At 68.3% G+C, this 12,718-nt stretch carries 9 protein-coding genes; 1 reads left to right on the forward strand and 8 read right to left on the reverse strand.

Translation table 11 applies throughout. From position 1 onward, the window contains the following. Nucleotides 1-4 precede the first annotated feature (4 nt). From EII34_RS12280 to EII34_RS12310, 7 genes are all read right to left on the reverse strand, one after another. The gene (locus tag EII34_RS12280) at nt 5-1,585 is read right to left on the reverse strand and encodes a beta-N-acetylhexosaminidase (protein WP_124845451.1); all 1,581 of its coding nucleotides are present in this window, start codon (nt 1,583-1,585) and stop codon (nt 5-7) included. After that, nucleotides 1,582-3,771, reverse strand: coding sequence for an alpha-galactosidase (locus EII34_RS12285; protein WP_124845452.1), 2,190 nt, complete (start codon nt 3,769-3,771; stop codon nt 1,582-1,584). Before EII34_RS12285 ends, EII34_RS12280 begins: the two co-directional genes overlap by 4 nt. A 21-nt stretch (nt 3,772-3,792) precedes the next feature. Then, nucleotides 3,793-4,833: a LacI family DNA-binding transcriptional regulator gene (locus EII34_RS12290; protein ID WP_124845453.1), complete on the reverse strand. Its 1,041-nt coding sequence runs from the start codon at nt 4,831-4,833 to the stop codon at nt 3,793-3,795. A gap of 114 nt (nt 4,834-4,947) precedes the next feature. Beyond that, nucleotides 4,948-6,021, reverse strand: coding sequence for an amidohydrolase family protein (locus EII34_RS12295; protein WP_185711326.1), 1,074 nt, complete (start codon nt 6,019-6,021; stop codon nt 4,948-4,950). A 256-nt stretch (nt 6,022-6,277) separates the two neighbouring features. After that, a complete protein-coding gene (gene ffh, locus EII34_RS12300) occupies nt 6,278-7,798 on the reverse strand; it encodes a signal recognition particle protein (RefSeq protein ID WP_124845454.1) in 1,521 nt (506 codons plus the stop codon). 53 nt (nt 7,799-7,851) lie between these two features. Further along, entirely contained in the window at nt 7,852-10,164 is a 2,313-nt protein-coding gene (locus EII34_RS12305) for a sensor histidine kinase (RefSeq protein WP_124845455.1), read from the reverse strand. Between the two features lie 39 nt (nt 10,165-10,203). After that, complete coding sequence (locus EII34_RS12310) at nt 10,204-10,386, reverse strand: hypothetical protein (protein ID WP_124845456.1); 183 nt, start codon at nt 10,384-10,386, stop codon at nt 10,204-10,206. A gap of 116 nt (nt 10,387-10,502) precedes the next feature. On the opposite strand from EII34_RS12310, the gene EII34_RS12315 reads away from it, so the two are divergent. Further along, nucleotides 10,503-11,189: a response regulator gene (locus EII34_RS12315; protein WP_124845457.1), complete on the forward strand. Its 687-nt coding sequence runs from the start codon at nt 10,503-10,505 to the stop codon at nt 11,187-11,189. Between the two features lie 81 nt (nt 11,190-11,270). Here the strand turns inward: EII34_RS12315 and ftsY are convergent, their stop codons facing one another. After that, nucleotides 11,271-12,413, reverse strand: coding sequence for a signal recognition particle-docking protein FtsY (gene ftsY, locus EII34_RS12320; protein WP_124845458.1), 1,143 nt, complete (start codon nt 12,411-12,413; stop codon nt 11,271-11,273). Between the last annotated feature and the right edge of the window lie 305 nt (nt 12,414-12,718).

Consider the following 12,718-nt stretch of genomic DNA (forward strand, 5'->3'; position numbering starts at 1 on the left):
GTACTCACTGGGTCGGCGGGTTCTCCCCGTCGCCTGGGGGACGCCTGCGCCAGCCCTCACCACCGAGTTGCCAGGGATGGGACCCCTCCAGTGGACGGTAGTTCACCCCACCGGCCGCGAGCCGTTCCAGGTGTCCCTCGAGCCTTCCCCTGAACTCGGCCACGTCGCGTCCCGTGGGATCACTCCAGGCCACCTCCGCCAAGGAACACCCCCTGGGCCATGCCGAGTACTGCACGTGGCGGTAGTTCTGCAGGAACTCCGACCACAGCTGGAACTGGGTTCCGAGCACCCGCCCGGCCGCCTCCGGGGACAGACCCGCCGTCGGATCGAAGGAGTAGGCCTTCTCCCAGGTGGTGATGGCCCACTGGGCATAGGGTTCCTGCGGATCGGCGGACTGGTAGAAGTCGTAGTAGGTGTGGCTGGACGGGCTCATGATGACCTGCATCCCGCCCTCGGCCGCCCTGCCACCGACCTCGGCGTCACGCCAGCACTGGCAGATCATGCCCTCGACCACACCGTCCTCGACCACCTCGTCCCAACCGATGGGAGTGACGCCCCGTGAGGTGAGCCAGTCCCTCATGTGCAGGGTGAACCACCGCTGGATGTTCGCGACGTCCTCCACCCCGAGGCCCTTGGCCCGTTCGGCGACCTCCTCGGAGGCCACCCAGTGCGTGGTCGGCACCTCGTCACCCCCGATGTGGACGTGGCGAGCGCCGGTGGCCTCGATCACCTGCTCCCAGATCCCGTGGACGAAGTCCATGGCCTCGTCGGAGAAGTTGAGGACGTTGTGGTGGATCTCCGGGTAGTGCGCCACCCCGTCGAGTGCCGTTGGATCCGTGGCGAACTCCGGGTAGGCGGCGAGCAGTGCCGTCACGTGTCCGGGGAAGTCCAGCTCCGGCACGGTCTCGATGCCGAGTGAGCGTGCATAGTCGGCCACCGCACGGATCTGGTCCAAGGTGTAGTGGCCCCCGTGCGGGGTGCCGTCGTCACCCCAGAACCGGTTGGAGGTCTTGGTGCGCCACGACGCCACCTCGGCCAGGCGCGGGTACTTGTCCCAGGCCACGCGCCACCCCTGGTCATCACTCAGGTGCCAGTGGAAGACGTTCAGCTTGTGCCTGGCCATCCAGTTGATGAAGTCGATCACGTCGTGCAGCGGCAGGAAGTGGCGCGACGGGTCCAGCATGGCGCCCCGCCAGGCGAACCGTGGGGCGTCCTCGATCCTGGCACCGACGAGCGGCACGGGCAGCCCGACGGGCGCGGTGAAGATCTCGGGCGGGGCGAGTTGGAGAAGGGTCTGGGCGGCCCACCCGGCACCGCGCGGGGAGCCGGCGACGACCTGGACTCGATCCTTCGTGACATGGAGCCGGTAGCCCTCCTCGGGGAGCTCGGGGTCGAGCCCCACCTCGATGGCCCCCGACTCCTCGATCGGCAGCGGCAGCCCCGTCGTGAGGCTGAGCGCGCGTTGGACGGCCCGGGCTGCGGGCCCGGCCTCCTCGGTCGCGGCCACGATCCGGGTCGTGTGGTCGAGGGTGAGCCCCTCGCCACCGACATCGGCGGAACGTGGGGCGGGCAACAGTGCGGTCATGACGTGACTCCTTCAGCGTTGAGGGCAGATGTGGTGACTTCGATGATCAGGACCTGATCGGGGTGCAGCGACGGGGCGGTCAGTCCCACGGCCTCCAGCACACCGCCTGAGGCCTCGATCCCTTTCGCCAACCAGGGTGGGGCGATGAGACCTGCTGGGGGACGCCCGGGGCTGATCGCCCGGACGCGGTAGCGCATCCCTGCGTCGAGACCGGGCAGCCTCACCCGCCCCGGCACCTCGTCAGGTCCGGTCCCGATGCTGGCCAGTGCGAAGAGGGCGCGTCGACGATCCGGCGCCACCACCCCGTGCAGCCAGAGTGGCCCCTGGGCGACGACGTCGCGCACCATGTCGCCCCCGAGCAGCAGGGGGCGCTCAGCCTTGAACCAGGTGATCCAGGCCCTGAGGTCGGCCAACTCCTCCGTGGTGGCCTCCGTCAGGTCCCATTCCACCCCGAGGTGTCCCCACACCGCCGTACCGGCCCGGAAGCCGAGGTCGTGCTGTCGGGAGGTGGTCTGGTTGCGTCCCGAGGCGATGTGGCTGCCCAGCACCTCAGGAGGCATCAGTTGCAGGCTCCAGCGGAGCATGTGCTGTCGCTCCAACGGGTCGATGCAGTCGGAGACCCAGAACCGTTGGACGTGTCGGGCCATCTCCAGGTCGATCCGCCCACCCCCGGAGGAGCAGCTCTCGATCTCCAGCCCGGGATGATCCGCCCGCAACCGGTCGATGATCGCGAGGGCCGCCGCGACCTGTGCCCCGCCCACGGCGCGGCCACCGGCGGCCTGGTGCCCGGCGTCGAAGGTGTCCCGGTTGTGGTCCCACTTGATGTAGTCCAGCCGGTACTCACGCACCAGCGCATCCATCCGGGACCACACCAGTTCCCTCGCCTCGGGGATCGTCAGGTCCAGCACCTGCTGGTTCCGCCAGGACACGGGCCACTCACGGTGGGCGGCGAGGATCCACTCAGGGTGCTCACGAGCCAGGCGCGAGTCCGGGTTGACCATCTCCGGCTCGAACCACAGCCCGAACTGCATCCCCAGTCCACGTACGTGGTCGACCAGGGGGTGCAACCCGTCCGGCCAGACCTCCGGGTCCACCTCCCAGTCGCCCAGTCCCGCGGTGTCATCACGGCGTCCGAGGAACCACCCGTCGTCGAGGACGTAGCGCTCCACACCGATGCCGTGGGCGACATCCGCCAGTTCCTTGAGCTTGAGCAGGCTGTGGTCGAACCCGACGGCCTCCCAGACGTTCAGGGTCACGGGGCGCTCCACCCCGGGCACACCGGGTTGTGCCCGGACCCAGCGGTGGAAGCGACGCGCCGCCGCGTCGAGTCCCTCCCCGTGGGTGTAGTACAGCGTGGGGCCGGTGTGGGTGTCGCCGGGGTGAAGACGGATCTCTCCCGGGCTGAGCGCCTCTCCCCCGCCGAGCACCTGGTTGCCGCTCGGCAGACGTTCGAGGTAGGTCCGGGAGTTGCCACCGGTCGCGACGTGGAGGCCCCAGACCCTGCCCTCACGGAACCCGAAGCCAGCACTCCCGCACAGCATCACCGTCGGGGAGTCGAAGCCGGGACGACCCCGTCGCTGCTCCCTGAGGTGGACGCCGTTGACGACGCGACGCCGCTGCGGGGCACGTTCGTGTGCCCACCGGCCCGTGAAGTCCAGGATCTCGTCGGCCTCCAGCGGCACCGGGAGGGCCAGGTTCAGGCCGTCCAGCCAGTAGGGCGTGTTCCCCGTGTTGCGGAGCATCGCGGTGACCTCCAGCACGCCCCCCGCCGCGATCCGCAGGGTGAGCGTGGCCTCGAGTCCCACGTGTGGGTCCGACAGCTCGAAGACCGCCTGTCGCGCATTCGTCACGCGTCCCCCCGGGGCCAACGGGGCGCCGTCCACCTGCACGCTCCGGGTGCTCAGGTGCGGTGACCAGCCGGTGCCGTCCTCACGGTGCCCGATGACTCCCGGTTGCCCGGTCCATCCGGTCCAGGGCGCTGGCAGCACCCCGGCCTCGAGGGGGATGTCGGGCACGTTGTCGACATAGGCGCGCGCCAGGAGCTGCCCGGCCGAGGCCAGGTCGTGCTGTTCCATCTCTCCCCAGTCCGCACCCCAGTGCAGCACCGCTGGGAGCCCTGAGTCCCCGACGTCGATGAGGGCAGCGGTGCCGCCATCACGCAGGTGGACGGTCCAGGCGTGGGCCATCGGGGCTCCTTCATGGTGGGATCAGGCCGGGCGGGTGGAGCCACGGACGATGAGTTCGGGTTGCAGGATGAGTGGTCCTGCCGGCGGGGCCCCGTCGATCTCGGCGAGGATCCGCTCCGTGGCTGCGGTCGCCAGGTCACGCCACGGGTTGGTCACGGTGGTCAGTGCAGGACTGGTCACCCTGGAGATCTCCGCGTCGTCGAAGCCGACGAGTTTGACATCCCGTGGCACCTGGACGTCATGCTCGTTCAACACCGACAGCGCCGCAGCGGCCATGTGGTCGGAGGCGACGAAGAGCCCGTCGAATTCGACGCCGGACCGCAGAAGTTCCAGGGCGTTGGTACGGCCGGATTCCGGCTCGTAGTTGCCGTGGCGCACGGCGACCGGTTCCAGGCCTGCATCCGCCAGGGCCTCGTGGAAGCCTCGGTGTCGTTCACGTGCCGAGGCGATGTCCATGTGTCCCGAGATGGTCGCGATCCGACGGCAGCCCTGGGCCACCAGGTGCTCTCCTGCGGCCCTGCCTCCTGCGACATTGTCCACGTCGACGAAACGTTCCGCCACGGAGAACCCCCCGTCGGTGCGCGGCTCGGCTGCGGGACGCCCGAGGAACATGCAGGGACGTCCCACTCGCTCCAGGAGTGTGGGCAGCCGGTCCTCGTCGTGGTGGGAGACCACCAGCACCGCGTCGACGTGCCCGCCCACGAGGTACTCCTCCAGCTTGCGGCGGAAGCTGCCGTAGGACAGGTAGAGCGCCATGTGCTGGTCGGTGTCCTCCAACCGCTCGGCGACCGCCGCCACGGAGATGGAGAAGAAGGGATCGTGGAAGACCCGTCGGTGTGGCTCGGAGACGATGACCGCGATGGTGTTCGAACGCCTCAGCGCCAAGGACCTCGCGGCCTGGTTCGGCACGTAGTCGAGTTGCTGGATGGCCGCCTCGATGGCCTGCTGCGCCTGGGGGCTGACCCGGTGGCCGCCCCTGACCGCACGGGAGACGGTGGCACGGGAGACCCCTGCCACGCGGGCCACATCATCCAGCGTGGGGGCCGGATTCCTCGCAGCCATTGCATCCTCCGTCCAACGTGTGAGAGCGCTCCCAAGAGCCAAGAATCCCGTGATCCCCGGTGTTTGTCAACAACTTCACTCCTTGTGTTGGGCACGTCGTGCCGACGCCTCGTCTCACAGCACCCTGCCACGCAGGATGCGGGCCACGGGATGACGCAGCGCAGCCACGTCACGTCGTGGGTCCTCCGCCATCACGATGAGGTCGGCGCTGGCCCCGACCTCAAGTCCCGACGCTCCCAGCCACTGACGAGCGCCCCAGCTGGAGGCCTTCACGGCGAACTCCGCACCACCGAGACCGGCCAGCTCCGCCACCTCGGAGAGGATCTCGCCGTGAGGCACCACGGTTCCGGCATCCGTCCCGGACCAGACCTGGAGTCCGGCCTCGATGGCCTTCCCGATGGTCTCGTGTCGTCTGTGGTGGAGGTCCATGAGATGGGAGGCGAAGCGGGGGTACTTGTCCCTGCCCGGCTCGGCGTACTGGGGGAAGCGGTTGAGGTTGATGAACGTGGGCACCAGTGCGGTGCCTCGCCGTGCCATCTCATCGATCACCTCGTCACTCATCCCGGTGCCGTGCTCGATGCAGTCGATCCCGGCTGCGACCAACTCCGCCACGGCCTGTTCGCCGAAGCAGTGGGCAGTCACCCGGGCTCCCTCCTCATGGGCGACCGCGATGGCCCGCGCCGCCACGTCGGCGGGGAAGGAGGGTTCGAGGTCACCGGTGCTCCGGTCGATCCAGTCACCGACGAGCTTGACCCAGCCGTCACCGTCGCGCGCCTCGTGCCGCACCTGGTCGACGAGCTGCTCCGGCTCCACCTCGACGGCGAGGTGCCGGATGTAGCGCCTGGTACGTGCGATGTGACGCCCGGAGCGGATCAGTCTGGGCAGGGTTTCGTCCTGCTGCACCCAACGGGTGTCAGACGGGGATCCGGCATCCCGTATCAGCATGGTGCCCGCCGCCAGGTCGGCCCGGGCCTGGGCCAGGGTCACCTCGCGGCTCACCTGACCCTGCTCCCCCAGTCCGATGTGGCAGTGGGCGTCCACCAGCCCGGGGACGATGAAGGCGTCTCGTGCCACCGTCTCGGCCCCGGGGACGGGGCCGTCGGTGAGCACGCCGCCGTGGATCCAGAGATCACGCGGTTCTGTCTCGGGGATGAAGGTGCCGTGAATGTGCAGGGACTGCGATGCCATGCAGGACAGCCTAGATGGTCGATCCCGGCGCCATGCTGCCGCATCGGCCCAGCCGACGCCGTTGGTACGGTTCCGTCGACGGCGATGGGCCGGTGAGGTGAGCATCAGCAACGACGACGCGGTCGCACGGAACGCCCGGCCACACCACCGCGCCATCCACCGGAGGAGAACGGGCACTTTGCTGAGTGAGCCGATGCGGGGTTCGCAGCGGCTGCCCTGCCTGGCGGACCCTCCCCGGGTTTCCCCGAGGTCGGACTCACTGCTGATCGAACATCTTCTGCAGCTCGGGTGGCAGCTCGAAGTCCTCCATGTTCTGCGGGGCCGGTGCAGCCTTGCCCCGGGCTCGTTCCGCCGCCTGTTGCTTGCGTTTGGCAGGATTCCCGGAGACCTTCGACCCCCGCTTGTGCTGCTTCTGCTGCTTGCGGCCGCTGCGACCACCGCCGCCCGGCATCCCGGGCATTCCCGGCATCATGCCACCCGCCATCCGCTCCATCATCTTGCGTGCCTCGACGAACCGGTTGACCAGGTTGTTGACGTCGGAGACCTGGACCCCGGCTCCCTTGGCGATGCGGGCCCGCCTCGAACCGTTGAGGATCCCGACGTCGTCACGCTCCGCCGGAGTCATCGAGAAGATGATCGCCTCGATGCGGTCGACCTCCTTCTCGTCGATGGCGTTGATGGCGTCCTTGAACTGTCCCGCCCCGGGGAGCATCCCGATGATCTTCGACAGTGGTCCCATCTTGCGCAGCTGCTGCATCTGCGCCAGGAAGTCCTGGAGTCCGAACTGTCCCTTCCCGCTGCTCAGCTTCTCGGCCGCCTTGCGCGACTGCTCGGCGTCGAAGGTCCGCTCTGCCTGCTCGATGAGGGTGAGCACGTCACCCATGCCGAGGATGCGGCTGGCCATCCGGTCCGGGTGGAAGGTGTCGAAGTCGCCCAGTCCCTCGCCGTTGGAGGCGAACATGATGGGCTTGCCGATGACTCTGGCGATGGACAGTGCCGCGCCGCCCCTGGCGTCGCCGTCGAGCTTGGTGAGCACCACGCCGTCGAACCCGATGCCCTCGTCGAAGGCCTTGGCGGTGTTGACCGCGTCCTGACCGATCATGGCGTCGACGACGAACAGCACCTCGTCCGGCGTGACCGCTGCCTTGATGTCGGCGGCCTGCTGCATCAGCACCTCATCGATGCCCAGCCGACCTGCGGTGTCGACGACCACGACGTCGTAGAGATTGCGTTCGGCGTGTTCGATGGCGGCCCGGGCCACCTGGACCGGGTCCCCCACCCCGTTGCCGGGTTCTGGCGCGAAGACGTGCACCCCGGCCCGCTCCCCCACGATCTGGAGCTGGTTCACGGCGTTGGGGCGCTGCAGGTCACAGGCGACGAGCAGGGGGCTGTGCTTGCTCTGCTTGAGCCACCGGGCCAGCTTTCCGGCCAGCGTGGTCTTTCCCGCTCCCTGCAGGCCCGCCAGCATGAGGACCGTCGGCGGTTTCTTGGCGAACCGGATGGGGCGTGCCTGACCGCCGAGGATGGCGATGAGCTCCTCGTTGACGATCTTGATGATCTGCTGGGAGGGGTTCAGGGCCTTGCTGACCTCGGCCCCGAGGCACCGTTGCTTGACGGCGGCGATGAACTCCTTGACCACGCCGAGGTTCACGTCTGCCTCGAGCAGCGCGATCCGGATCTCACGGGTGGTGGCGTCGATGTCGGCCGAGGTGAGGCGCCCCTTGGCACGGAGCCCCTTGAACACATCGGCCAGGCGGTCCTGCAGCGTGTCGAACAAGTCAGTTGCCCCTCTGGTCGGTCAGTTGCCCGCCAAGAATACAGTGCCCGTCGTCACAGGGTGTAGGCGCTGGGGCCGCCGACGACCTCGGCCTCCCTGGCCCCGGGTGGCAGTTGCACCCTGACCACCCACTCGCCGTTCTCCGGCCCGGCGTGGAACACGCCACCGGAGAGATCCACCCGTTCGCGGATCCCGGTCAGGCCGTAGCCCAGTGACAGCTGCGATCTGCGCTGTTGGTTCGGCATCAGACTGCTGACCTCGAGGGTGACCATGGCGGGGGTCACCTGCAGGTCGAAGGAGCAGGTGCTGCCCCGCCGGGCGTAGCGCATGATGTTGGTGGCCCCCTCCTGCATCACGCGGGTGAGGGTGCGCTGGGTGATGGGTGGCAGGTCGTCGCAGGCAGCGGCGATGTGCATCTGCGGCCGGAACCCGGCGTCCAGCAGGTTGCGTTCCAGCTGACAGCTGACGGAGGTGGGCCGCACCAGGGCCGGGGCGTCCGCCACCTCGTCCTCCGACATCACGTTGGTCAGCAGCACCAGTTCCTGTTCGGCACTGGTGATGGACTTCTCGATGCGGCTCAGGGCCTCCATCAGCTCTGCGGGTTCCTCGCTCTCGCCGTAGGCCATGCACTGCAGCAGGATCACCGAGAGGTGGTGGGCCAGCACGTCGTGCAGTTCCCGGGCCAGCAGGTTGCGTTCCTCGACGCGGGCCTGTTGGGCGGCCTGCAGCAGCTCGTCCGCCTTGGCCTGCTGCGCATCACGCAGCGCCAGGAAGTGTCCGAGGGCCGCGAAGCCGAGCATCCCGAAGCTCAGAATTCCAATCGCGACCATCGCCTCCAAACTCCGCAGTGCCATGCCCACGCTCAGCAGCACGACGGCGGCGCAGCCCACGACACTCATGCCGACCCGCTTCCACCGCCTCGGCGCACGCACCGCCTGCCAGGTGCCCATGAGCACCACCAGCACCAGGGGCAGCAGGTGCGGGTCGGCGGCGAAGAACAGGCCACCGAAGGCCAGCAGGGCCGGAACCACCCCGACCGGCGGGTACCAGTAGAGCACCAGCACCGCCAGGTAGGCGATGGGCTCCCAGATCTGTTCCCACGAGGTCGGGCGGAGCCAGATGCTGTGGAAGAAGACCGCCATGGTGACCAGGGAGACCACCCCGGGCTCCACGTATCGCCTCCAGCGCCGCCTGGGGCTGCCCTTGCCGTCCACCGCCAGTGGCGCCGGGGTGGGCTGGTCCGGCAGCTCCAGCATCAGCGACCAGACCGTCTCCCCGCGGTCCACACTCAGGCAGCCTCCGAGGGCCTCCACCCGCTGGACGATGCGCACCAGGCTCTTCTCCTCGTCGATCCGGGGCTCCAGCGGGTCGGTGACCGTGACGTGGAGCCGGGTCCTCCCCGGCGGGCAGGTGAGGCGGATGGCCACCTCGTGCGGGTGGAGCCCGGCCGCGGCGGCGGAGATCTGCTCGGCCGCCCGGGCGATGGTGAGCTGGGTCACGAGGTTTCGGGAGTCCACCTCCACGGACACGTCGAGGCTCACCCTGATGCCCTGGGTGCGCAGCTTCTTCGCCAGGCTCCCCAGCACCTGGGAGGCGACGGGGGCCGCCATGGCCTCGTCGCTGCCCTCGGCCACCTGGTCCTCGCGCAGCATCCCCACCAGCGCCCGCACCCGGGTGACCGCATCCAGGCAGTTCACCCGGATGCCCTCCAGGCGCGAGCGAAGCTGAGGAGCCCCCTCCTGTTCCACGGCCCCCTCCAGCATCCGTCCGGACTGGGCCAGCCGGTCGCTCACCAGCACCCGGAGCTCCCCGGCCAGCCGGATCCGCTCGGCCCCACGAATGGCCGCGGCATCCTGGCTCAGCACGGAAACCTGCACTTCACCACGCCTCAGGCTATTAGTTAATAGCCTTACGACATAGCCCAGAATGGCACCTGCCGCACCGAAAATGAGGTAGGCCGAAAAGAAGTCCCACCCCTCTTCAGTTACTAGACCACGCGCCACTGCGTAAACGATTATCAAGGCCTCAACAACGATGACCTGCCTCACGCTCCCGACGGCGGCGAAAACTGCCGGCAGCAGCCAGGAGAGCAGACCGTCGGCATCCATGAAGCCCAGGACCAGGGTCATCATGGCCGGGATGACGGCCAGCAGGGCACCGCGCAGGGGGCGCCACAGCAGCACCACGCAGGCCGCAAGCTCCGTCAGCTGCGCCAGTAGGTAGATCACGGGACGATCGGCGTACCCCCACCAGTCGATGAAGCCCAGCACGTAGAGCGCTGTGAGCAGCACCACCAGCAGGGGCCGCCCGATCGCCACCCAGCGGTCAACGGAACGGCGTGGCCCGAACGCGACCTTCTCCTTCACGAGAGTTCCCCCAACCCCTCAGTTGTCCCCCCGACTCGGTCACCGGTAGTAGTAGCACAGCCTCGGGATGCGGAACAGGCAGAAGAAGCCCTGCGGCGTCGCCTGAGACGCCGTGGTGACCGTCGGAGTGGCCTCGACCTCGGCGGCGGCAGCCGAGGGAACAGCGGCGACGGAAAGGCCCGCTGCCATGGCCAGTGCGGCAGCCGCGATTCGGATCTTCATGAGACTTCTCCTAAGGAGAAACTAGGGATGGATTCGAGACGATCGTCATACTACACGTGCAGACACGTAGTTCATCAGTGACATTCAGGACGACAACCTCGTTTAAAATACTCGCCATGAGTGAAGCTTGCCGCGTCCTGGTCGTGGACGACGACCCGATGGTCCGTGAGGCCTACCGCATGTTCCTGTCCCGTCACGAGGACCACGTCGTGGTTGCGGAGGCCCGCAACGGCCGGGAAGCCGTGGACGCCTACGACCAGACCCTGCCCGACGTGGTGCTGATGGATCTCCAGATGCCGGAGATGTCCGGCGTGGATGCCATCCGCGAGATCAGTGGCAAGCACAAGGACGCCTGCATCGTCGCGTTGACCACCTTCGGCACCCAGGAGTACATCGTCTCGGCACTGCGGGCCGGGGCTGCCGGCTACCTCATGAAGGACTGCGGGGGGCCTGCGCTCCTGACCGGCATCCAGCAGGCCCTGGCCGGGGAGATGCCGTTGGCCCCCGGAGTACGTCGTGAGTTGGTCAGTGACCTCATCGCGGGGCACCGTCGTGGCCCGGCGGATCAGGACCTGACGGATTCCCTGGCGCCACGCGAGAAGGAGTTGCTGCTGTGGCTGGGGCAGGGGATGACCAACGCCCAGATTGCAACGAAGATGTTCATCTCCGAGGGGTCGGTGAAGCAGTACCTGTCCCACATCGGCGACAAGCTCGGCCTGAAGTCACGCACCCAGATCCTGGTGCGGGCCATCCAGCTCGGGCTCGTCGACCCGGCGCTGATGACCCCCAGGTCCCGGGGCTGACCCAGACCGAACACAGGGGTGGCCACGAACCCTCAGGTTCGTGGCCACCCCTGTTGCACGCTCAGTCCTGAGGCCTCGGCCTCACTCCCCCAGGATCCCGGCCACGAAGCCCTCGGGGTCGAAGGGCGCCAGGTCGTCGACGCCCTCGCCGAGACCGATGAGCTTGACCGGGACCCCCAGCTCACGCTGCACCTGGATCACGATGCCTCCCTTGGCCGAGCCGTCGAGCTTGGTCAGCACGATGCCGGTGACATCCACCACCTCGGCGAAGATCCGGGCCTGGGTCATGCCGTTCTGCCCGGTGGTGGCATCCAGCACCAGGAGAACCTCCCCCACGGGTGCCTTCTTCTCGATGACACGCTTGACCTTGCCCAGCTCGTCCATGAGCCCCACCTTGGTGTGGAGTCGACCGGCGGTGTCCACCAGCACCACGTCGACACCGTCCTCCTTGCCACGGGCGACGGCATCGAAGGCCACGGAGGCCGGGTCGGCCCCCTCCTCACCTCGCACCGTCGCCACACCGACACGCTCCCCCCAGGTGGCCAGTTGCTCTGCGGCTGCGGCACGGAACGTGTCCGCCGCCCCCAGCAGCACGGTCTTGTCCTCGGCGACCAGCACCCGGGCCAGCTTGCCCACCGTCGTGGTCTTGCCCGTGCCGTTGACGCCGACGACCATGACCACGGCCGGGTCGCCCTCGGCCGCCGTCAGGTTGAGAGAGCGGTCCATGCTCGGATCGACGAGCCGAAGCAGCTCGGTCCTCAGCACCTCCCGGGCCTTGCCGGAATCAGTGACCCCGTCGATGCTGAGCTCCTTGCGCAGGGCCTCGGTCAGCTCCGTGGTGGGTCCGACCCCCAGGTCGGAGGAGATGAGGGTGGCCTCGAAGTCGTCCCAGGTCTCCTGGTCGATGCGATCGCGGCTCAGCAGGTCACCGAGCGCCCGGGCCAGGGCGTTGTTGCTGGTGGCGAGGCGTCGCCTGAGCCGGGCGAACCGGGAACGCGGGGCCTCGGGCTGATCGAGCCGGGGCTCCGGCGCCACCTCGGGCTCAGGTTCAACCACCTCCTCCGGTGGTCCCGGCTCCAGCATCTCCTCCACCGCTTCCGGCGCCTTGAGGGCCTCCGGCTCCTCGGGCGGGGGCAACTGCCTGTTGCCCTTGGCGATGATGACGGAGGCGACGATGAGGGAGGCGCCGACGAGGGCGACGATCAACCAGAAGAACCAATCCACACGACCATCCTACGGGCGCTGACCCCTGCGTCACCGATCGGCGCTTCGCATGTCCCTGATCCACCGGGCAGACAGCTCCCCACCCATCTGCCCGGACCCACCCCTCCGTCGTCATCCTTTTTGTCATCGCTGGATTGAGATGCTGTGCCCGGCTGAGGGACCGGGTTAGGGTGCGGAGATCTTGTTCCTGCTCCAGGAGGGTCCGCAGATGTCTGAGCAGCCGCTGTCGGGGGATGGGTTGGTGTTGCCGGAGGCGTTTCCGGTGAAGTCGTCGAAGATGAATGTGGAGACGGTGCGGACTGCGG

Source organism: Arachnia propionica (genome assembly GCF_003859805.1).
Taxonomy (GTDB): Bacteria; Actinomycetota; Actinomycetes; order Propionibacteriales; family Propionibacteriaceae; genus Arachnia; species Arachnia propionica_C.

Excerpts from the sequence above, each read along its gene's own strand:
- EII34_RS12280 (WP_124845451.1), bottom strand. The coding sequence starts at position 1,585 with ATGACCGCACTGTTGCCCGCCCCACGTTCCGCCGATGTCGGTGGCGAG.
- EII34_RS12285 (WP_124845452.1), bottom strand. The coding sequence starts at position 3,771 with ATGGCCCACGCCTGGACCGTCCACCTGCGTGATGGCGGCACCGCTGCC.
- EII34_RS12290 (WP_124845453.1), bottom strand. The coding sequence starts at position 4,833 with ATGGCTGCGAGGAATCCGGCCCCCACGCTGGATGATGTGGCCCGCGTG.
- EII34_RS12310 (WP_124845456.1), bottom strand. The coding sequence starts at position 10,386 with ATGAAGATCCGAATCGCGGCTGCCGCACTGGCCATGGCAGCGGGCCTT.
- EII34_RS12295 (WP_185711326.1), bottom strand. The coding sequence starts at position 6,021 with ATGGCATCGCAGTCCCTGCACATTCACGGCACCTTCATCCCCGAGACA.
- EII34_RS12315 (WP_124845457.1), top strand. The coding sequence starts at position 10,503 with ATGAGTGAAGCTTGCCGCGTCCTGGTCGTGGACGACGACCCGATGGTC.